Source organism: Amycolatopsis sp. NPDC003865, assembly GCF_053605345.1.
Genome location: NZ_JBSGJA010000018.1, coordinates 66,261 through 87,324 on the forward strand (window position 1 = coordinate 66,261; position 21,064 = coordinate 87,324).

Consider the following 21,064-nt stretch of genomic DNA (forward strand, 5'->3'; position numbering starts at 1 on the left):
GGTGACCGCGACCGCGTTCATCCCGCCCGGCTCGGTGTTGACCGTGATGGCCCACCCCGACGACGCCGAACTCTGGGCAGGCGGCACGCTCGCTCTCTGCGCCGCCGCCGGAGCTGACGTCACCATCGCCGTCCCACGCCACCCGGAGCCCCGCGCCAGCGAGGCCGTCGCCGGGGCCGCCCTACTCGGCGCCGGGCTCCACGAGATCAACGAGCCCACCGCGGCGGCCGTACGCGAGCTGCTGCTGGACACCCGCCCTGAAGTCGTCCTCACCCACCCCCTGCGCGATGTGCACCCTGACCACCGACGCATTGCCGAAGCCGTGCTGGAGGCACTTCCCGAGGTCGTCATCGCCACCGGACACCCTCAGCGGGTCTACGCCGCCGACACCTACAACGGCCTCACGCTCGACGGCCCTGTCCCGGCTCACACCATCATCGACATCACCAGCACCTGGACCACCAAGCAACGCGCACTGGCTGCCCATGTCTCCCAGCCGATCGCCGAGCACTTCGGGCCGATGGCCAAAACCCTCGGCCGGCTATGGGGCGCACGCATTAGCGCTTCCCACGCGGAGAACTTCGTCCCGCTTCCCGTCCTCGGACGCTTGCCCGCCGCTGTAGCCCTCTGACCACGGTGTAGCGGGCCGGGTGGCTTCTGAGGCGCTGGCTAAGCGTGGAGTGGTTTGCAAGGAACCCAGGACACGACTCTTGGGTGGCGCCGCCCTTGGTTATCACCCGCGAGGAGATCGACATGGGTGTCGATGCGATCGGCGCCGTACTGAACTGACACGCTTTGTCCTCGCGAGCAGCCCACCGCTCACGAGGCAGCTGATCTGCGCCAGGTAATGTCGAGATTCAGGTGCTCGCGGGTAGTCAACTCCTCGTAATCGAAAGCGCGGAATCTTTCGGACTCTGTCCGATTCGATATGGGTTCATTCGGCAGGTACGAGCGGACGAAATCATCGAGATCCTCGCGTCGCATCGGCCGGCTCAGCCTGAACTGTTGATCGGTACGGAAGTCGTAAACCCAGACGCGGTTTGTTGCTGGCTTGTCTGGCGAAGTGGCCGGCTTGTCGAAGAAGACCACGTTCGCCTTGACGCCGCCGGCGTAGAAGATGCCGGTCGGCAGGCGAAGAACGGTATGAAGATTGTACTTCTCCAGCAGTTTCCGTCGGACAGATTCACCCGCACCGCCCTGGAAGAGGGCGTTGTCAGGCACGATCATCGCTGCTCGGCCGCCGACGCGGAGAAGATCCATCACATGTTGAACGAAGTTCATTTGCTTGTCTGTGGTCTGCACCCACGACTGGCGCGACGGAGCCTGTATCCGCTGAACCGCTCCCTCTGCACCTATAGTGACAACGTGCATTTTTCGGCCGAACGGCGGATTTGACAGCACGAGCGACGCCCGCCTCTTCGGGCGTTGTGCCAAAGAGTCGCCGATCTCGATCAAACTGCTGCCTTCTACGCGGCCAAGGCCATGAAGGGCGAGATTCACCGCGGCGAGGCGCGCTGTATTGCGAACAAGCTCCATACCGCTGATGCCGCCGTCAGCCAGGTGCTCGATATCGTTCGCAGTCAATTCGTCTCGATGGTTTCTGAGAATGTATTCATAACAACCCACGAGAAAACCTCCGGTGCCGCAGGCCGGGTCGAAGATTGTATCGCGAGGTGTCGGAGCCGCGCAGTCGATGATGGCGTCTATCAGTGCCCGCGGTGTGAAGTACTGCCCTGCGCCTGATCGGGCCTCCGACATGGGCCGCTCCAGCAGCGCGTCAAAAGCGTAGCCAGGGTGCGCCTTGTCCGAGGCAGACCAGTTCTCTCCGTCGATCAGGTCGACGAGCCTTCGCAGGATGACGGGGTTTGTGATCCTGGCGATTGTGTTCTGGAAGACCTCGCCGACATAGCTGTCCAGCCGGCCGAGCTGATCCATGATGCGCTGAAGGCGTTCAATTAGGTCGTTCTGGCTCGCGCTCGCCAGAGTGTGCCAGCTTATGCTCTCGGGTACGAGAACCAGTGATTCATCGTTCGCGTTCGCTCGCTCCTCGGATAGCTTGAGAAGCAACAGCGGGGCGAGAATATCCAGATAGTCCACCGTGGAGATCCCTTCGTCACGAAGTACGTGACTCAGGGACCACAGTTTATCGGCGAGTATTCGGTCATTCGATGTCCGGGCGCGGGACGTGAACTCCGCGCGACTTCCTGAATATGGAGCTTCTTTCTCTGAAAACGCCTCGTACAGCCGGTTGACTTTATCCGACAGCTCACGAAGTTCGTCGCGCAACATGCTGTTGGCGCGAACGGCGTCGAGAATGTCGCGCTCCGCCTTTGCGCGTGCCGCCGCCTCTGCACGTGCACGTGCGGTCTGTTCGTCGAGCTTAGCGGTCTGTGCGTTGATCGCGTAGTTCATGCGCACAAGCTCTTCTTTGTACAGCTCGAACTCGTCGCCGCCAGTCGACGGTTCGGAATCCGGAAGGGCTGGCGGAATGAATGGCGGCGGTTCGGCGGCATCGGGAATTGTCCGGTGATACCAGACGCCCAAGTCGTAACACGCGCGCACGAGCTGAAGCGCTTGGTTCCGATCGTCCAGCAGTTCCTCGTGGTTGGCTTGGTTGCCAGTCCTGCGTACATCGGTGAAGAGCGCACGGACGACGTCGTTAATGACGCCCTGGGCATACAGGGTCTGCACCCGTTCGTGCTGGGTCCCCGCGTGGCCGGTCAGCCGGAGTTCTGTCCAGAGCAGTTGCGTCAGTCGCTCACCGAACTGGCGGGACTTCAACATAGAGGTGTTCGCGTCCTTGTACACGTACGCCTCAGCGGATGCTCCGAGCAGGAACAGTTGGCTGTCGAGCCTGATGAGGTGGCCGAAGTTGGACAAACGGCGCGCCATCGCCTCCACTCGCGGTTCCACCGTCATGTGCTCCTCCCACGCCGTTTTCGTGCAGCCGAGCAGGCTAGCAGTGGCGGATCAACCAGTGCCACGACATTCGGGACGTGTCGGTGCTGGAGGATGATGAGACGGGGTGGCGACGGCGACCTGTACGGGAGCATGACGCTGCATGGGGGTCGGAGGCTCAGAAGGCGGACCACGACCACGGCCGTTCGATCTCGCCTCGCAGGCACGCCACCCGGTGTCGTACCTGTTCGGAGGCTTCCGGGTTGGTCGCGGCTTTGCCGAGGACGAAGGCGGTCCACCGTAGTTCTCTGATCGTCGCCAGGGTGCGGTAGCCAGGCCCAGCGGTCATGTCGTACCCGCCGTAGGCGTCCACAAAAGCCTGATAATCCGAGTCCGTGATCCGGGCGAAGTCGGTGTAGTCGACCGCCAACGAGACCAGGTCCCATTCGGGAGGTCCGATCCCGACATGGTCGAGATCCAGCAGCACGGGGGCGCCGCCCGCCCTGGGCACAACAACGTTGCCCTGCCAGGCATCGCCATGGATGACGCACCGAGGCAGTCCCGGAACCAGCACCAAGTACTCACTGCGCAGCTGCTCTGCGAGATCTCGAAGCCAGGCCCGGTCATCTTCGGGCAGGACGGTTCCGCCGTCGATTGATTCGCGCAGCCCTTCGAAGGGGTCGACTGCGGGGAACGAAGTCGACTTCGGTATCTCCAGGGCGTGCAGGCGTCCGAGGACCTCGCCCAGTTCGGCCGGCGTGGCGTGGCGATGATCAGGAAGCTCTACCCACCATGTGACGGGTCGGCTCCCAACAACCGTGGGCTGGTCGATGTCGTCGACGGCGCGCACAACGGGGATCCCGGCCTCAGCCAGCCAACGCGACGCCTGGATTTGACGGGCGGCGACAAGCTGCGAGCCTGGAGGGCCCACACGAGCAACGACACCACCGGTCATCTGGTAGATGACGTTCGTGCCGTCACGGATCAGCGTCGCTTTCGCGGTTGGCACACCGGCTTTCTTGCCCGCTGCCGCTAGCACGTCACGCGGATCTCCCGAGAGGACCAGCTCGGTGTCCACATCAGACATTGGTCATGGCCGATGCAGCGAAGTCGGAGAGGTCAGCCACTTCTGGTATTGACAGGTGACCTTCGCACGCACGTACCAGTTTGGACAGTTCCTCGTTCATCCTCCGCGAGTGCAACATCGCGGCATCGGCGATGGCTTGTTGTCCAATGTCGACTGCCTCGCGCGGATCGCCGATCGTCATGTGCAAGGTCGCCAACCGCGTTCTGGAGAATGCCCGTGAGCGAGGGTAGGCGTCGCTGTGCAAGCGGATCGCCGTTTCGAGGCGCTCCGTGGCATCACCCGGCCGCTTGTCGGCCATAGCGAGTGGAGTGAGTGCTCGCGCGCTGCTGCCTGCGTGTTCAGCCTCGTCGTAGTAGACCAACCAGGGCGGGTCGGTCGCCGCTTGACGCCCAACGAAGTGCATGTCAGCGCGCTCGACCTCGGCTCGCGCTTCGTCGTGGCGGCCTAGGATCGCCAGCAACCGAGCGCGGACGACGCCGATCATGGCCCGCGCTGTGGCGCTCAGCCGGTCAGCTCGGACCTGAGCGAACTCGATCAACGACAGAGCGTCGTCCAGATTGCCCAGGTAGATGGCTTGGCGCGCCATGTCGGCGAGAGTCGCAGCACGTAGCTCCCACGAGCCGCCCTGCTCTGCGCACCAGAGGCCGAAACGGAAGCATCGTGCTGCGGCGTCATGGTTACCGACATCGAAGGCTGAGAAGGCCACGACTCCTGCCAGGTTCCCGACCGCCTCGAACATCCCTGCTTCGACGCTGGTGTCGGCCTGGGAGCTCAGCAGGCGACTGGCCCACCGCAGGTGAGCGAGCCCGGCCTCGCCGGCCATGCCGCCGCCGTAGAGGTTCTCGCTGGCGGCCAGCGTGCGCGTCATCAGCTTTACCTGCTCGACCTCGGCCCACCTGACACGCCGGGGAGGCTGCACGTTCAAGGTCAACGGCTTGAGGAACTCGGCCGGGCCAGCTCCTACGTCAACATGCGCGGTTGGGTCGTAACCGGCCACGCCAGTGGCGGCAGAGCCTTGCAGCGCCAGCGAGGTACCGGATTGCCCAGGAACTTCTTGTCCGGTGCTCAACTGTGACGGATTCGTCGGGGCGTCAGCCGAGACCTGTCCGAGCAAGGCGTCCAACTCATCGAGGGGAACTTCGAGCGCTGTCGCGATGCGGGGCCTGCGCCACGGTTGAGGAGTCAGGGCACCGCGTTCCCAGCGGCCAACGGTAGAGAACTCCACACCGACGGCAGCAGCGAGGCTCTCCTGGGTGAAGCCCATCGCCTCGCGTCGAGCCGCGAATGCTTCACGCCTTTTCCCCACGTGTTTCCTCACTCCACCCGTTCACTCGTCCGCCACGCCGGAGCTTGAAGGCGGTGCCGCCCTACAGCGGCTTGGGCTTACACGTCCTGTTCGATGCGCTCGAAGATGTCGATGTCCGTCGCCTTCTGCCAGTCCGGCAGGTCGCCCCAGTCCGCGACGTAGGACGCCTTCGGCTCGGGGAAGTGCTTGAAGATCTGGCCGATCCAGCACAGCGCGACGAAACGGCCTTTCTGGTCGCGGGTGAGCTTGGCGGTGGCGCCATCGGTTGCCTTGATGAAGGCGAAGACCTGGTCGTACACAGCGGTCGCGGCGTCGCGCTCCCAGTCCGGGGTCTGGTCCCACGGCGTGATGTATCCGGGCTTGGGCTCGCCGGGGTAGTGCTTGGTGACTCCAGCGATCCACGCCTCGCGGAACACGCGGCCTCGGTCGTCCTGCATCCTGTTGTCCTCCATCACGCGGCGTGGCTGCCGATAAGGCTGTTGATCTCGGCATCGAGTTGTTGGATCTGCTGGTCGGCGAGCAAGGGTGCCAGGTGCGGCTGTAGGCCGCGCAGCTTGCGCACGACGACTCCGGAGCCTGTCTGGCGAGCGGTGGCTAGGACGGCGTTGGTGTAGCTGACGACCTGGTTGGGATCGCGCCGGTGCACACCGATCATTGCCAGGTCTGTGAGGACGCCTGCCTTTCGCCGCGCGGTCAGGTTGCCGGCCAGCGCATCGGTCAGCGCGGCCTCGGCGAGATCTGGGCGGCCAAGGGTGACGTAGCAGGTGCCGCGTTCCTCGGCAAGGCGGGAGCCGTCGAACCGGAGCCAGCCGCCGTTGTGCACCCGCCCCTGCAGGTGTTCGACCTCGGCGGCGGTGTCGAGTGCGCGCTGGCAGGTGTCGAGGTCTCCGAGTCCGGCGAAGGTCTCGGCCTGTACGGCGGCGATCCAATGCCGGGTCGAGAGAGCGGGGTCGCCGCGGCGGGCCAGGTCAGCAGCCAGTTCGAGGATCGGGGCGGCTTCGGTGAACCGGCGTTCGTAGACGGCGATGAAGGCGTGTCTGGTTAGCGCGCATGCCCAGAGGTCGGGGGCGTTGGCTTCTTTGCTCGCGGTCGCGGCGAGGGTGTAGCAGTGGGCGGCGTCGGTGTAGCGGTCACCGTCGAAGAAGATCTCGCCCGCCAACTGGAACAGGTCGGCGGACAACTCGCAAAGTCGCTGCCGGGTAGCCGATGTCTGTGGTCGACGCAAGCCTTCGGACAGCACGTCGAGCTGGGCGCGGACGAGGGGAAGTACCTGGCTCTTGGTCGGAGCGAAGGCATACACGCGCCACAGATGGCTGTTGAGCTGCTCAAACTCAGCGACTGCCGTCGAGTCCACGGCACCAGTTTGGGCTGCCGCGGCGAGCCTTTCCGCGTCGCAGACAGCCGACTCGGCCGCTGGCAACGCCAGCAAGGCGCCGGTCATGCTGAACAGGCGTAGCAGGTCGCGACGGTTCATATCGTCTGTCTCCGCGAGGTCTGGCTGAACAGGGAGGACATCCGCTCCCGCGATCTGGGCCGGGACGACGGCCGAGGTGCCGTTCTGCCCGGACGGTGTCGGTGTGAGCAACGTACCCAGCTCTTCGAGGGTGAGACCGAGCGCCTTTGCGATGCGGGGCCGCCGGTACGGCTGCGGCGTCAGATCGCCGCGTTCCCACCGGCCGACGGTGGAGAACTCCACACCGACGGCAGCCGCGAGGCTCTCCTGGGTGTAGCCCATCAGCTCACGCCGCGCAGCGAATGCCTCTCGCCGGTCGCCCATGAACATCACCTCGCTCCGTCGGTCCAATGCCACGATAACCAGCTACCGGTCAAGTCTGATCACCCGCTCGGCGAGCAGCACCCGTTCGGCCTACCGCCACAAAAGAGGTGTTTCCGCAGGTCAGGGAGGGTGGCGCCTCATTGCCGCCTCATTGCCGCCGCGTCGTCGCTCTGGATGCCGTTGATCATCGGGAGTTGACTGAGGTCGCTGCGGTCTGGGGGAGCTTCTGCCTCCGGCAGCAGCCCGAGTACCTAGAAGCACCTTCACCAGAACGCCCCGCTGTGGATGCAAGGTGGCGAGCCCACCCTCCACGTCGATGGGGAGTTCCCGTTCACGCGGACGTGCTGGTGGGCACGCTCGATGCGCCGCATTGAGATCTCGGACCGTTTCGTAATTCCAGGGCGTGACCGATGAGGAGATCGTCACCAATGCAGTTGCCGTGTCTGAAATCGAAACCCTTGGCATCGTGGCTCTAACCCAACTCGGTCTCTACGGTCTGGCGGTACAACAGCTCATACAGGTGTGCGCCCTTGATGAGGACCGAGGCTTCGACGGGGCGTTCGTTGTCGCTGTAGATGACACGCAACTGCCGGATCACCGGCGTCCCATCTGGAAGGTCCAGCGTCTCGGCTTCCTCCACCGTCGGGGGGCGTGCCGAAATCCGGTCGACGAAGGTCCGCTGAGGAAAGCCGAGGTCGGCAAGCGCCTGGGGTGCGCCGCCGCGGATTTTCGCGGCCTTCGCCAGGCTGCTGGTGGCGGCAATCTCGGCGGGATAGTACGACGCGGACAACTCCACGGGCTGCTCGTCGTGGAAGAGAATTCTGGTGCGAATGATCGTGGTAGCACCTGGCATCAGCTGCAATCCCTCGGCGATGCCCGCGGGTGGGACGACGTTGTCGACGTTGAGCAACTGGTAGCGGAACCGGCCTGGTTCAGGCTTGATGTAGGCGGAGGCGTCGATGATGAACGGCTGCCGATCACGGACATAGACGCCTTTGCCAACACGGCTGTCGAGGAAGCCTTCGTCCTTCAGTGCCTTCAGCGCGTGCTGGATGGTGGCGTTCGCTGCGCCGTACCGCTCGACGAGTTGCGCGGTGGACGGCAGTTGCGTACCTGGGCTCAGCTCGCCGCGCATGATGAGATCGCGCAGTTCCGCCGCGATCTGCTGATGCCGGGGCCGGATGTCACGGGCGCGAGGCAAGGCCGACTCCTGGAGACGCTGTCAGGGCGGTCATGGCGTCAGCTCGTATCGCAGCCGTCGCCCCTCGGCCACCATCGTCATCACGCTGGCTTCGACGGGCAGATCGTTCTCGGAGACGAGCGCGCGAGCGAGCAGCAGCACACAGGACGGGTCGTCCAGCTCCAGCGCGGTCCGTTCGTGTGGTGTGGCCAAGCGTGCGCTGACGTCTTCACAGACGCGGCGAGGCGGATGTCCGAGGTCGGTCAGGAGTGCGACAGCACCGCCGGGGATCTTGCGGGGCTCGGCCAGTCTGGTGCCCCGAGCGATGTTCGCGGGGTAGTACGAGTCGACGAGCTCGACCGGGTGGTCGTTGAACAGCATGAGGCGGCGCCGCACGACCACCGCCTCGCCCGCATTCAGGCCCAGCATGTCGGCGACCGTCGCGGAGGCGACCACCTCGTCAACACTCAGCAACTTTTGAGTCCCCGTGCCGCCATGCTCTGCTGCCTCGGCGCCCCAGGCGTCGCCCCGGTGGCCGCTCACGTAGGGCATCGACACGCTCGTCCACGGGCCGGCGCTCGTCATCGCTCGCCCTCCTTGTGTCTCGCGGTGGGAGGTACTCCCACCGTTGACCTTAGTCGTAAGGCAGCGAGGCCACGTTCGATGCTCATCCGACGAACTTGTCACCTTTCCGATATCGCAGTAAGGTCAATCGTAGCGAAGGTACTACAGATCGTCACTGGTCAGCTCGACCCCCGAACTTTCCGGCCGCTGCGTCAGCCGGGCCGGCAAGACAGTTCGGCCGCCAGCGCACATCGTCCGAGTGCCGTTCGGCATGACCGAAGAAGGAGGGCTACATGAAGGCCACTGAGGAGAAGTGTGTGGCGGACGGCCAGATCACCATCTCGCAGTCGTTCGGCTTCAGCGCCAGCCACGAGCTGAGGCAGTTACCGGCCAGTCACAAGTGTCGCCGCAACCACGGCCACAACTACACGGTGACCGCCTCGGCGTTCGTGCGCGATGACGCCCCCGGAGACCTGTCGCCTCTCGGGGACTATCTGGCCGCGACGTTTGACCACCGGTTGCTCAACGAGCAGGTCACCTTCCACCCGACGAGCGAACTTCTCGCTGCGCACCTTGCCGAGTGGTTCCGGGACCATGTGGAATCGACAATGCCGATCACGCTGGTCGAGATGGTGGTGTCGGAGACCGCGACCACGTCAGCACGCTGTGACGGCGTCACCAGCGAGGTCACGATCTCGAAGACCTTCAAGACCAGCCACGGCGACGTCACGCTGGTTCTGGGGGCGGACGGACTCAACGAGGTTGGGTTCATCACCGATTTCGGCGACCTGAAGCCGTTCGGGACGTACCTCCAGGCGCCTGACGCCGACGCGGGGTTACGTGCTGCCGGCCCTGCGCTGGTCGCCCACCTGGCTGGCTGGTTCGTCGACAACGTCGAGCCGGAGATCCGCGGTCGACTCGTATCCGTACGGGTCGACTCGGGGACGACCACCGGCCTGTGGGAACGAGGCGATGCCTCGTGAACACGCCGGCCTTGGCTCCCGAACGTGTAGAGGGTTCCGCGATTCTCACGGAGAAGTTCGAGTCGTTCCAGGGCGAAGGCCCGTGGACCGGGCAGCGCTGCGTGTTCGTCCGGTTCTCCCGGTGCAACCTCCGGTGCGGCTTCTGTGACACCCCAGAGAGCTGGGACTGGAGCAGATACAACCCGGCCGAGGTCAGCGACAGAGTCCCCATCGCCGAGCTGGTGTCGTGGGTGCGTGAGCGCGGCGTGGACATGATGGTGATCACCGGCGGGGAGCCGATGTTGCAGCAGCCCGCCATGACCGCCCTCGCCCGCGGCCTGGCGAACGTACGAGTGCAGGTCGAAACCAACGGCACGATGGCGCCCACACCGGAACTTGCCTCCTTGGTCGATCTCTGGGTGGTGAGTCCGAAACTCGCGAACTCCGGCATGACCTACTCAACCCGCATTAAGGCCGATGCCCTCTCGGCGTTGGTCGCGACAGACCGCGCGGTGTTCAAGTTCGTTGTCACTGAGCCCGACCGCGACCTCGACGAGATCGCCCAGCTCGTCGAGGAGCACCAGCTGGCTCCGGTGTGGGTGATGCCGGAAGGCACCACCCAGGAGAAGGTTCTGGCCGGTATGGATGCGCTCTACGGCCCGGCCACTGAACGCGGGTGGAACGTCTCCACCCGCCTGCACATCCTGACCGGAGCGCGGTGACACCGATTCCCAGACCGAGCGCTGGATCGCGTGGTTTCCGCGCCAGCACCAACAACTCGGCGATCTCCCGTTTGGACTCGGCTTCGGAGGACCTGACCGGGACCACCCTGATGCTCGCAGTCCCCAACGCTGCCCTGGCATGTCGCGCAGCGCCTGCGCGCCGGGGCTCTATCTCCAGCCGCCGCTGCTGACGTCTTTGACCCATTACCAAACCCGGAAGCGAGGCGAAGTCCGTGACCAACACCCTCGACAGGCTGGCTTCCAGCGACAGCCAGGACCTGGCGTCGCCGGGCCCGGTCGACACCGAGCGCGTCGCCGATCTTGTCGGCCAGCTCCTCGCCGCGATCGGCGAGGACCCCGGACGGGAGGGCCTGTCGGACACGCCGACCAGGGTCGCCGCGTGGTGGCGCGATTTCTTCTCCCCGGAGCCGTCGGCCACACCGACCTGCTTCACCGAGCAACACCTGAGCGGCCAGTTGGTCGTGATCGGCGGCATGAGCGTCTGGTCGCTGTGTGAGCACCACCTGCTGCCCATGAACCTGGACGTCGCAGTCGGTTACGTACCGGACGGCGAGGTGATGGGCCTGTCGAAGTTCGGCCGCATCGCACAGCAGTACGCGGGTCGCCTCCAGGTGCAGGAGCGCTTCACTCGGCAGGTAGCCGACGAGATCGCCTTAGCGCTCGGCAGTAACGACGTGGCCGTCGCGGTCCGCGGCACGCACCTGTGCATGAGCGCACGGGGTGTGCGGATGGAGGCAGCTCGTACCACCACAGTGCAGGCCGGTGGTCGATTCGAGAGCGATCCTGTGCTCTCCCAACAATTCCTCACCCTCGCCACCGACAGGTGGAGGGCAGCCTGATGGCCAAAAGCATCGCCTTCTCCGCGATCGCGCCGCCCGACTACCTGAACGCCTTCGTCGCGCAGGAGCCCGCCAGCGTCCACCACGTGGCAGCCCAGCGTGTTCTGACCGACGCTGCCTACCGCGCGTTCTTCCACCGCGAGGCCCAGCGGGGCGCAGAGATCATTGTCGACAACGGAGTCTTCGATCTCGGCCACGCCCTGCCGGCCGCCGACCTGATCGCGGCAGCCCGCATAGTCGACGCCCGCGAGATCATCCTCCCGGACGTCATGCGCGACGGGCTCGCCACCATCCAAGCCAGCGACGAAGCCGCCCGTCAGATCCTTGACCTGAGCGACGAGTTCCGCCTGTGCGTCGTGCTGCACGCGGCAGACGATCACGAGTGGCTGCACTGCTACGACTACTTCGCCTCCAGCGACTACGTCGGAGCAATCGCGCTGCCCGCCTCCCGGCGCCCCGCCCCCGAAGACCAGCTCTGCCGCACCCGCTGGGCGGCCACCCAGTACCTGGAAGACCACGGCATGATCGAGGACAGGATCGTCTATCGGCTGCTCGGCCTCGGCCGCACCGGACACCTGGAACTCGTCGAACAGCGCGAGCACGAATGGATCGCCTCGGTCGACGGCGCCGCGCCGGTCATCCTCGGCGCGATGGGCATCGCGATGCTGCCCGGCGGCCCCTACGAGAAGCCTAAAACTCCTCGGATCGAGGACCTGGGCCCCATCCCCGAGGAACGGTTCGACCTGATCCGACGCAACATCGCCGTCGTCCGCGAGGCGGCCGGCAGCAGCGTCCGTATCCCGGAGGCCGCCTGATGAACCTGCTCGCCAATGCCGTCCTGCCCGCACGCCCCGACTCGGCGTTGCGCAGTTCTCCCATCGCGGTGGACGGGCACACGATGGCCCCGGACCGCCTTCTGCGCTACCTCCAGATCAAGGTGCACCACCTGATCCAGGACCACGACTGGGACAGCATCCACGTCGTCGGCAGTTACGACCGCGAAGCTGTGATCTCCGCGCACGAGAAGACCGGCAAGCTGTTCAACTTCGAGCGCCCCACCGCCGACGTCCAAGGCCGCGACCTCACCGTCAAGGCATTCCCCGGTGCCGACTACGTCCACCACTACGCGCTGATCATCGCCACGTACCTTGCCATGACAGGAAAACCGGCCGACACCGTCACCTACGAGTTGCCCGACCCGACGTTGTCTCGCGAGGCGATGGGGATGCTCGACCTCGAACTCGATGGCGACCTCGTGATCGTCGGCTGGGGTCTGGCGCACCTCGCCCCGCCGGACGGTGTGTGGAACTACGGGCACGGCTACGCCTGGCAACGCGCCGAGGTCCACGGCCGCCGGGTGGTCTACCTCGGTTTCCTGCACAGCATCTGGGGCGACGTCGCCGGGCGCGTGGTCACGCGCCTGGCGGAGCTCGGTGCCCGCGAAGTCGTCTACGTCGGCAAAGTCGGCGCCCTGAACCCCGACATCGAACCCAACACGCAACTTGCCACCGGAAACACAAGCCTCGTAGGCGGCAGCCTCGTCACGTGGCCCGACTTCTTCGGCGACTTCGCCACCGCCCAACCGGGCGTGCACACCGGCGTCCACGTCACCTCGCCCTCGATCCTGCTGGAGAACCGGGACTGGCTGACCGAGCACGCCGAGCACGCATTCGTCGATCCGGAGATCGGCCCCATGGGGGTGGCAGCACGCGACGCCGGAATCGACTTCGGTTATCTACATGTCATTTCCAACAACCTCGCTCGCCATTACCCCGCGGACTTGTCCAACGAGCGTCACAGCGACGTTGTCCGGCGGCGCACCGTCCTCATCAGACAGATCCAAGACATCATCGCCAACCGACTGGCCGCCCGGCCGATCTGAACCCCTTGGAGGAGCACCACATGACGAACGCAGCACCCTTCTTCAACCCCGAGCGCGGACGGGAGATCACCGTCGTCGGCATCGACGGCGCGGGCAAGTCCACCCTCGCCGCCCGCCTGCACCAAGCACTCAACGAGGCCGGCCACGAAGCGATCCTGATCGGCAAGCACAGCACCGAAGTCCCGATGGACCCAGAATTGTCCGCCTACGTCGATCGGCTCAACGCCCTGGTCTATCGCCGCGACGCACGCGTCGCCCAGGCGTGCGGCGACCACTACTGGCTACTGGCGTTGGCCGCCTGGTACACCCTCCAGGACAAACTCGTCATCCAGCCCGCTCTCGCCGCCGGAACACACGTGATCCTCGACAACGCCCACCACAAGATCCTCGCTCGCTACGCGGTAAATCCCGACGTCTCCACCAGCCTGGCCGAACAGGTCTTCGCCCACCTCACCGAACCGGACCTGGTGTTCTTCCTGCGCATCAGCGCCCGTGACGCGCTCGCCCGCAAGGGCGAATTCAGCTCCCTGGAAACCGGCCACTCCGGCGGCGCGGACGAGGACTTCATCCGCTACCAGGACGTCGTTCTCGCGAAGCTGCGCGAGCACGAGCAGCGCGGCGGATGGCTGTCGATGGACGTGACCGACATGGACCGCGACGCGGTCTTCAAGACCGCCGCCGAAGCGCTCGCCGACCGTCTCCAACTCCCCATCTGACCCGCCCGCAGCCACCACGAGGAACGCAGCATGCCAGTGACCCGACCGACCGACGGCGAGTACGTGTGCCACGGCATCACCTGGGCGACAGGAGATCCCCGGCTGCTGCTGGCCCCGCTGCCCAACGACGGGCCGCTGGTGTACGCCGAGATCATGAACCAGCGACTCGGCTTTGCGGTGGGTACTGGCCGGTGGTGCACCGGCCGGTACCGATTCGCCGACACGGTGCGCGTCGAGGCCCTCGCGTGCCCCGACCGCGCGCAGACCGAGCAGAGCGACCAGTGCGCCCATTGCCTGCGCCAGGACGAGTTCCGCTTCGCCCACCAGTTCCACCAGGACGGCAACGTCCCCAAGGCCCTGCGCCAGTACATGGACCAGCCGCACTGGCTCTACCTCGCCACCTTCGCCGACGGCGCCACCAAGGTCGGCACCGCAGCCGAACCACGCAAGCAATCCCGCCTCGACGAACAAGGCGCCCTGATCGCCACCTACCTGACCAAGAGTCCCGACGGCCGGGCCGTACGCCACCTCGAAGACGCCATCACCCGCGGCCTGCAGATGCCCCAGACCGTCCGAGCCTCAACCAAGCTCAAGGCGCTGGCCAACCTGACCGACCTGTCCACCGCGACCGCGACCCACGACCACCACGTCTCCCGCGCCGCTGACGCGCTCGCCGCCATGGACGCCCCGGCAATGCTGGAGAAGTGGACTCCTCCTGCCGAAGGCGACCGAATGCGCGTCGCCGACGGTGTACGGATGCTGTATCCACACGACCTGCGCGACGGCGAGCACGGCTTCACAGTCGTCTCGTGCATCGGCACCCAGGTACTGGCCGTCCTGGACGGTGACGACGAGGTGGACTACATGCTCGACCTCGGCACTCTCAAGGGGCGCCATATCACGCTCGGCACGTTCACGTCGCCCGCCGCCGCCTTCCAGAACTCTCTCTTCTGACCGCCCCCGCCTGGCTCGTCGCGTCCATCCACCGAGAGCCCGGTCTGCACCCTGAAGCGAGGTACCCGCGATGGCACCCCTGGACGCCCTTCTCGGCTGGGACGAAGACACCACCGCAGAGGCGTACGCCGCCTTCACCCGTGACTTCCCCATGTACGCGGCCACCAGCCGAGACCTTGCCCGCCGCGCTGAGCTCACCGACGGCCGCCTGGTGGTCGACCTGTGCGGCGGAGCCGGCGCAACCGCAGACGCAATCCTCGAACTCGTTCCGATCGACGCACAGGTCGTCTCCCTGGACAACGCCGCAGCCATGCAGCGCGTTGGCCGACGTACCCTGGCCGACCCGCGCCTGACCTGGGTCACCGCCCCAGCCGAAGACCTGGCCGACCACGTTCCCGGCGCGGCGGACGCCGTGGTGTGCAACTCCGCGATCTGGAAAACCGACGTGCCACAGGTCTTCGCCGCCGTCCATCAGGTCCTACGACCCGGCGGCCGGTTCGCGTTCAACATCGGCGGCGGCTTTGCCGGCGTCCGCCACCCCGACGAGACCAGCGTGCGCACCGGACCGTCGCTGAACACCTTGATCCATCAGGTCGCGGCCCGTGACTACGGCTACGCCCCGCCGCCTCCAGCCGCCGAGGCAGCTCCCAAGCTGTCGCTGGACACGGTCGCCGAGCACCTGTCAGTCGCCGGGCTGACCGTGCTCGACACGGAGGTCGTCGCCCAGCACAGCACGATGGCCGAGAAGAAGGCGTGGCTGTCGATTCCGGTCTTCGCTCGACCCGACGGCGAGTTCACGCACGCTCAGCGGATGGACATCCTCGACAAGGCGTACTCGCTGACCACGCCCGACACACCTACCGTGACGAGCTGGCTCGTGGTGGTCGCGCAGCGACCCAGGGAACAACGTTGACCGCCCCGCCGCCGGCCAGTAGCCGCGGCAGCGGGACAAAGTACTGCGACCACGCGGCCGTCGGTGTGCTCATCTCCTCACCGGCCGGGCTGCTGGTCTTCGAACGGGCGAGGCCCCCGGCAGGGATCGCACCGGTCGCCGGTCATGTCGACCAGCACGGAGGACCCGAGCAAGCCGCCCACATTGAGGTCGCCGAGGAAGTGGGCCTGACCGTCACCTCCCTTCACCTGCTGCTGAGCGCATGGCGGCCCAACCACTGCCGCCGACCGACCAGGGACCGCGTGGGCCATCAGTGGTGGATCTATCAGGCCCAGACGTCTGGACCGGTCCGCCCCTCTGCCCAAGAGGTGCGCGCCCCACGATGGCTGCACCAAGACCAGCTCCAGCAGTACGCGCACCGCACCGCGGCCTATGCCGCAGGGCAGCTGAGCGAGGAGCAGTTCACCGCGGAACCCGGCTTGGAGCCGGTATGGGTTCGATTCCTGCACGAGCTCCAACTGGTGACGCTGCCCGACGACATCCTGAGCCTGGTCGACAAGGTCCTCTGACCGTGCGCCGACCACGGGCCTCAGTGCGCCCCCACCACGTTCCCCGCTGCCAATCGCCGCACGTACGCGCGGATACGTTCGCGGTCCTCGGGAAACACGCTCTCCCACATCTCGTCCAGGTCGACCCACTTCGACGGCTGCCCAGTCTCTCCGCCGAGCGGCACATCACGGCCGACGACGGCCCCGTAGGACAGGCTCAGCGTCGGCGCCCAGTCGGCACGGAAAGAGCGGACAGCCACCGCGGCCGGCGCAGGCAGCAACTCGCCCGCTACACCGGCCTCCTCTAGGAGTTCACGGGCTGCAGCTGCCCGCGGCGTCTCGCCCGGCTCGACCTTGCCGCCAGGCGGTACCCATCCACGCACGCGGTGCCGTACGAGCAGGACGTGCCTGCACGTCGGGTCGGTGACCCAGACCTCCGCCGCGAGCGGCTCCATCAGCGTCTGATGGGCGCGCAGCCACGCCTGGGCGTCATCGAACTCCATCGCAGCAAGGCGAGCATCGGCAACCGCCGCTTCCACGGTCAACTGGTCAATCACCTGACCCAGCGTAAGCCGACGTCGCGGCCACGCCGGACATTGCGGAGAGAGCAACGCGCTCCGTGTCACAGCCCGTGAATTCACCGCCACCACGAACGCCCGACGGTTGTGTGCCTCCAACGGTGGAATCGTCAGCGGCGAGTCGCCATGTTTCTGCAGGTCAAGCCCATTGGATCCGCATCGACGTGGTCAACCGGGAACCGGACGCCGGGCGGTCGCTGCGGACACGGATGTCAGTGGATTGGGCGGCCGAAGGGCCCTCGCTGTCGCGCGGTGTCAGCACGTGACGTAGGAGTAAGAGCATGGTGACCGCGGTGGTGTTCGACGTGGGCGAGACGTTGCTGGACGACTCGCGGGAGTGGGGTGCGTGGGCCGACTGGATCGGCGTTTCCCGCCATACCTTCTCGACGGTGCTGGGTGCGGTCACCGCCGCTGGCCGGGACAATGCCGAGACGTTCCAGTACTTCAAGCCGGGCTTCGACCTCGCACGGGAACGGCGGCTGCGCGAGGAGGCCGGCCTGGGTGAGCGCATCGAGGACAGCGACCTCTACAGCGATGTGCGGCCCGGCCTGGCTGCGCTGCGAGAACACGGCTTGTGGGTCGGGGTAGCTGGAAACCAGACCACTCGCGCGGCCGAGCTGTTGCGTGCGCTGGAGCTGCCGGTGGACCGGATCGCGACCTCGGGGGAATGGGGTGCCGCCAAGCCGTCGCCCGAGTTCTTCGCCCGCGTGGCAGAGATGGTCCCCGACGGGCCGGGCGAGACGGTGTACGTGGGTGACCACCGGGACAACGACGTGGTTGCCGCGAAGGCAGCGGGCTTCCGCACGGCGTTGATCCGGCGGGGCCCGTGGGGCTACCTGTGGGCTGACGACCCACTGGTCCGTCGCGACGCGGATTGGGTAATCGACTCCCTTTACGACCTGCCGAATCTGTTGTCCCCGCGCTGAGCGGCTGGTGGCGGCTCAGCGAGCGCGGGCCCAAGCGGCGAGGTCGAGCAAGCCGGCGCTGGGCGTGCTGTGGGTGCGCAGCAGGGACGAGAGGGACTGGCGGACCTGCGGGTGGGTGCGGGTGTGCTCGGGCGCGGCACGGCGCGCAGCCTGAAGGCACAGGTAAGCGTCTTCGTGGCGACCGAGGGTGAGCTGGGCGCGGGCCAGATCGATGAAGTAGTGGGAGCGACGCTCGGCGGGAAGTTCGTCGGGCGGGTGCCAGGACGCCGCGCGTTCGATACCCAGTGGATCTCGAAGTTCGACGGCGACTGCGAGTTCATGGATGCGTAGGGAGGCCGGGCCGAACGCGGTGCCGACGTAGATTCCCTCGGGCACCCTGCCCGCAGCGCGGCGGGCCTCGCGCAGGTGATCAGCTGCGACGTCGGCTTTGCCCGCCCGGCCGGCCACGACTGCGGCACGCATGTGCAAGGCACCGAACGCGGCTGAGGAGGAAGTCGTATCGAGATCGGGCACGTGGTCAACAGCAAGTTCGAGAGCGCGAGCGGCGGTGTCCAGGTCGCCGGTGGCAAAGAAGGTTTCGGTGCGCACGTACGCCACAGCGGCCAGTAGCAGCGGGTCCTCGGCGATCTGGGCGGCCGAGCGCATCAAGTCGATCAGTCTGGCGGACAGATCCAGGTAGCCGAACTTGAACGCCACGCCGTCAGCAGCCCGCAACGCCAAGGTCAGCAGGGCGGCGGCGTGGCGCTGGCCTGCCGCGTCGCCGAGCTGACCGGCGCGGGCGAGTTCGGCGATGAGGTCGGGCAAGCGGCGGGCGAGGTTGCCGTAGCGCGACTGCAGCCGGTCGTCGCTGGCGCGGATGATCTCGCCGTGCAGGTCGTCCGGAGACCTGGTTGGTCCGTCGTCGGGCAGGTCCAGCCGATCAAGCGCGCGGCGCAGGCGCGGGATGGCGGCATGGATGACGTCGGCCTCGGGCGCCGGTCCGTCCTCGTGAACGGTCCGCTCGACGGAGGCCGTCACCAGGCTCGACGAAGGTGAGATCAGGACCGTCGTGACGTTGGCAGCAGGTCGCCGAAGGGTACGTCGCAGCAGGTCGTCGAGTACGTCGAGCGAGACCTGCAGGGCGGTGGCGAGGCCGCGCCGCTGCCAAGGCTGAGGTGACTGGACCCCACGTTCCCAACGCCCGATGGTGGTCCGTTCGACCTTCAGGGTGACGGCGAGAGCTTCCTGGGTATATCCAGCGGCCTCGCGGGCAACGGCGAGCGGGGTGAGAGGCCGTGCTGCCATCGCGTTGTCCCTCCTTCCAGACCCTCCATAGCGCACAGTACTCGCCGGTTTTCGCAGCGTAGGGAGGGTGTCGCCTCATCGCTGCCGCATGGCCGCTCCGTTCTCGACCACGGCTGACGACCCGACTGACGCCAATCGCAGTTGCATGCCTCATCTGGGTGAAGCCCCTCGCTCCAGCAGACCAACAGCGCGCTGGTCAGCGCCTGGGTCGTCCCGTTGACGCCTCGTTCTCGCCGCACGGCCGCTCTGGTGATCGCCAAGGGCGGCGACGTTGACTGGGATTCGGCCTGCGGTGGGCGACCCCCGACCGCCCATCGCAGGCCATACCGGTCTCAACCACCCCCCTCGCTACGGAAAGTGAGCTTGCTTCAGTGGATATGCGCGGGGTGCAACCAGCACGCTCACCCGCGCCGGTCGACAACCAGTCGAGCCTGGTGGCCCCGGTAGTGCGATGAGGACCACCACGTTGGCCTCTTCGAGGCGTCACCTCGGTTATCGTCCTGTCCGTCGATCGTGAGAGCACCATGATGACCTCCACCACCACTCCAGCTCTCGGTCCTCTTGTCGGGGCATACGGCCTCGTTGGGCACGAGGAGCGCCTCCTGCTCGTCCGAGACCGGGACGCCAAAGCCTTCCGGCTACCCGGTGGTCGAGTACAACCCGGTGAATCCGTTGAGGACGCCCTGCGGCGCTCCCTGCGGGAACAGACCGACGTCGACCTCGCCTACCTCGACTTCTGCGCCACCGTCGAACTGCGTGACCACACCTCACCAAACGGGCCTGCCCTCTACGAACTGGCCCTGCTGTTCGACGTGACTCTCGCCGACCCCGAAGCCGCCCGGTCCAGCGAACACGAACTGCGGTGGCTCACCGAAGCGGACCTCCACCAAATCGAGCTGCGCCCCGCAGTCATCGCGGAACGACTGCGAAGCGACGCGCTGACCGTCGAACACCCGTGGTGGCCGCACCACTCCTGACCTTCACCGTCCACGGCCCGGTCCATTCGGCGCTGCTATACGAGCCGGGTATGCCCGAAGAACCGAAGGAACCATGCTGTCGGCACCCGACCTCACCACTGCCCTGTCCGCGGCACAGGCCGCGATCGATCTTGCGGTCGAGCATGTCCTCAGCCACCGTCCTCGCTCGATCCGGTACAAGGGCGACCGCGACCCTGTATCCGAAGTGGACGAGGACGTCGAACACGTTGTCCGCCAATGGTTGATTGCCGACGGGCACACCGAGATCGGGTTCCTCGGAGAGGAAACCGGCGCGGTTGGTAGCCAGGAGACCTACTGGGTTCTCGATCCCATCGACGGCACGATCAACCACCACCACGGCAGTCCCTTGTGTGCGATCGCCCTCGGGCTCGTGCACAACCACCGGCCCATCCTCGGCGTCACCGCGCTTCCCTTTCTCGGGCACCGCTACTGGGCGACCGACAGGCAAGGCGCCTACCGCGACGGAGAACCCATCGCCGTCTCGGCCACCGAGTCGCTCGATCGAGCCCTGATCGGGTTCAGCGACTATGGCAGCGGCCAGGACACTGCCCTGCGAGACCTGCTCTGCTCCACTGTGGACCGGGAACTCACCGCACGAGCACAAGGGCTTCGTCGCTACGGCTCTTCCGCACTTGACCTCGTCTGGGTCGCCGACGGCACCCTTGACGCCTGCGTCCTGCTCGGCAACCGGACCTGGGATACCGCGGCCGGGGCAGTCATCGCCCGCGAGGCGGGAGCCCTTGTCTTGGATGCCGACGCCAGTCCTCACACCACCCGTTCCCGGTGCGCGATCGCCACCACGCCGAGACTTCGCGACGAGTTGCTGCCCTTCCTGCGGGTCCTGCGTGGCACCCGGTTTTGGCCCGATGCCGACCGAGCCGAACCCGTCATGAGTCCGACCGGCTTGCCGCAGAGCGGTGAACCGTAGTG

Annotated in this window: 22 protein-coding genes; 13 read left to right on the forward strand and 9 right to left on the reverse strand. The window is 66.3% G+C overall.

Translation table 11 applies throughout. From position 1 onward, the window contains the following. Nucleotide 1: 1 nt before the first annotated feature. Nucleotides 2-631, forward strand: coding sequence for a PIG-L deacetylase family protein (locus ACWEVP_RS34895; RefSeq protein ID WP_452066838.1), 630 nt, complete (start codon nt 2-4; stop codon nt 629-631). Nucleotides 632-819: 188 nt separating this feature from the next. Here the strand turns inward: ACWEVP_RS34895 and ACWEVP_RS34900 are convergent, their stop codons facing one another. The 7 genes from ACWEVP_RS34900 to ACWEVP_RS34930 form a co-directional block, all read right to left on the reverse strand. Next, entirely contained in the window at nt 820-2,919 is a 2,100-nt protein-coding gene (locus ACWEVP_RS34900) for an N-6 DNA methylase (protein ID WP_452066839.1), read from the reverse strand. A 157-nt stretch (nt 2,920-3,076) separates the two neighbouring features. Beyond that, nucleotides 3,077-3,976 carry a phosphotransferase enzyme family protein gene (locus ACWEVP_RS34905; protein ID WP_452066840.1) on the reverse strand — a complete coding sequence of 300 codons (900 nt, stop codon included), beginning with the start codon at nt 3,974-3,976 and terminating at the stop codon, nt 3,077-3,079. A 1-nt stretch (nt 3,977) separates the two neighbouring features. Further along, nucleotides 3,978-5,303 carry a helix-turn-helix domain-containing protein gene (locus ACWEVP_RS34910; protein ID WP_452066841.1) on the reverse strand — a complete coding sequence of 442 codons (1,326 nt, stop codon included), beginning with the start codon at nt 5,301-5,303 and terminating at the stop codon, nt 3,978-3,980. 65 nt (nt 5,304-5,368) lie between these two features. After that, complete coding sequence (locus tag ACWEVP_RS34915; protein WP_452066842.1) at nt 5,369-5,728, reverse strand: hypothetical protein; 360 nt, start codon at nt 5,726-5,728, stop codon at nt 5,369-5,371. 14 nt (nt 5,729-5,742) lie between these two features. After that, nucleotides 5,743-7,074 (reverse strand): helix-turn-helix domain-containing protein, encoded by a 1,332-nt coding sequence (locus tag ACWEVP_RS34920; protein ID WP_452066843.1) that lies wholly within the window; start codon nt 7,072-7,074, stop codon nt 5,743-5,745. 466 nt (nt 7,075-7,540) lie between these two features. Next, entirely contained in the window at nt 7,541-8,269 is a 729-nt protein-coding gene (locus ACWEVP_RS34925) for a GntR family transcriptional regulator (protein WP_452066844.1), read from the reverse strand. 30 nt (nt 8,270-8,299) lie between these two features. Beyond that, a complete protein-coding gene (locus tag ACWEVP_RS34930) occupies nt 8,300-8,833 on the reverse strand; it encodes a GntR family transcriptional regulator (RefSeq protein ID WP_377396445.1) in 534 nt (177 codons plus the stop codon). A gap of 272 nt (nt 8,834-9,105) precedes the next feature. On the opposite strand from ACWEVP_RS34930, the gene ACWEVP_RS34935 reads away from it, so the two are divergent. The 9 genes from ACWEVP_RS34935 (at nt 9,106) to ACWEVP_RS34975 (ending at nt 16,369) form a co-directional block, all read left to right on the forward strand. Beyond that, nucleotides 9,106-9,795, forward strand: a complete 690-nt coding sequence (locus tag ACWEVP_RS34935) for a 6-pyruvoyl trahydropterin synthase family protein (RefSeq protein WP_452066845.1) — start codon at nt 9,106-9,108, stop codon at nt 9,793-9,795. Next, the gene (locus tag ACWEVP_RS34940) at nt 9,792-10,496 is read left to right on the forward strand and encodes a 7-carboxy-7-deazaguanine synthase QueE (RefSeq protein WP_452066846.1); all 705 of its coding nucleotides are present in this window, start codon (nt 9,792-9,794) and stop codon (nt 10,494-10,496) included. Before ACWEVP_RS34935 ends, ACWEVP_RS34940 begins: the two co-directional genes overlap by 4 nt. Nucleotides 10,497-10,729: 233 nt before the next feature. After that, nucleotides 10,730-11,356, forward strand: a complete 627-nt coding sequence (folE, locus tag ACWEVP_RS34945; protein ID WP_452066847.1) for a GTP cyclohydrolase I — start codon at nt 10,730-10,732, stop codon at nt 11,354-11,356. Next, nucleotides 11,356-12,171, forward strand: a complete 816-nt coding sequence (locus ACWEVP_RS34950) for a hypothetical protein (protein WP_452066848.1) — start codon at nt 11,356-11,358, stop codon at nt 12,169-12,171. The genes folE and ACWEVP_RS34950 overlap by 1 nt, the downstream gene beginning before the upstream one ends. Further along, on the forward strand, nt 12,171-13,238 hold the full coding sequence (locus ACWEVP_RS34955; protein ID WP_452066849.1) for a hypothetical protein: 1,068 nt from the start codon (nt 12,171-12,173) through the stop codon (nt 13,236-13,238). Before ACWEVP_RS34950 ends, ACWEVP_RS34955 begins: the two co-directional genes overlap by 1 nt. A gap of 20 nt (nt 13,239-13,258) precedes the next feature. After that, nucleotides 13,259-13,954 carry a dTMP kinase gene (locus tag ACWEVP_RS34960; protein WP_452066850.1) on the forward strand — a complete coding sequence of 232 codons (696 nt, stop codon included), beginning with the start codon at nt 13,259-13,261 and terminating at the stop codon, nt 13,952-13,954. 30 nt (nt 13,955-13,984) lie between these two features. Then, nucleotides 13,985-14,908 carry a DUF2797 domain-containing protein gene (locus tag ACWEVP_RS34965; protein ID WP_452066851.1) on the forward strand — a complete coding sequence of 308 codons (924 nt, stop codon included), beginning with the start codon at nt 13,985-13,987 and terminating at the stop codon, nt 14,906-14,908. 70 nt (nt 14,909-14,978) lie between these two features. After that, nucleotides 14,979-15,821 (forward strand): class I SAM-dependent methyltransferase, encoded by an 843-nt coding sequence (locus tag ACWEVP_RS34970; RefSeq protein ID WP_452066852.1) that lies wholly within the window; start codon nt 14,979-14,981, stop codon nt 15,819-15,821. Continuing rightward, the gene (locus ACWEVP_RS34975; RefSeq protein WP_452066853.1) at nt 15,818-16,369 is read left to right on the forward strand and encodes an NUDIX hydrolase; all 552 of its coding nucleotides are present in this window, start codon (nt 15,818-15,820) and stop codon (nt 16,367-16,369) included. The genes ACWEVP_RS34970 and ACWEVP_RS34975 overlap by 4 nt, the downstream gene beginning before the upstream one ends. Nucleotides 16,370-16,389: 20 nt before the next feature. On the opposite strand, the gene ACWEVP_RS34980 is transcribed toward ACWEVP_RS34975, so the two are convergent. Further along, nucleotides 16,390-16,905 (reverse strand): NUDIX domain-containing protein, encoded by a 516-nt coding sequence (locus tag ACWEVP_RS34980; RefSeq protein ID WP_452066854.1) that lies wholly within the window; start codon nt 16,903-16,905, stop codon nt 16,390-16,392. A gap of 302 nt (nt 16,906-17,207) precedes the next feature. Between ACWEVP_RS34980 and ACWEVP_RS34985 the strand changes: the two genes are divergently transcribed. Beyond that, complete coding sequence (locus ACWEVP_RS34985) at nt 17,208-17,852, forward strand: HAD family hydrolase (protein WP_452066855.1); 645 nt, start codon at nt 17,208-17,210, stop codon at nt 17,850-17,852. 15 nt (nt 17,853-17,867) lie between these two features. On the opposite strand, the gene ACWEVP_RS34990 is transcribed toward ACWEVP_RS34985, so the two are convergent. Next, a complete protein-coding gene (locus tag ACWEVP_RS34990) occupies nt 17,868-19,136 on the reverse strand; it encodes a helix-turn-helix domain-containing protein (RefSeq protein ID WP_452066856.1) in 1,269 nt (422 codons plus the stop codon). 524 nt (nt 19,137-19,660) lie between these two features. Here ACWEVP_RS34990 and ACWEVP_RS34995 point away from each other — a divergent pair. Together ACWEVP_RS34995 and ACWEVP_RS35000 are read left to right on the forward strand one after the other, a co-directional pair. Further along, nucleotides 19,661-20,113, forward strand: coding sequence for an NUDIX domain-containing protein (locus tag ACWEVP_RS34995; RefSeq protein ID WP_452066857.1), 453 nt, complete (start codon nt 19,661-19,663; stop codon nt 20,111-20,113). A 73-nt stretch (nt 20,114-20,186) separates the two neighbouring features. Beyond that, nucleotides 20,187-21,062 carry an inositol monophosphatase family protein gene (locus ACWEVP_RS35000; RefSeq protein WP_452066858.1) on the forward strand — a complete coding sequence of 292 codons (876 nt, stop codon included), beginning with the start codon at nt 20,187-20,189 and terminating at the stop codon, nt 21,060-21,062. The last annotated feature ends 2 nt before the right edge of the window (nt 21,063-21,064 follow it).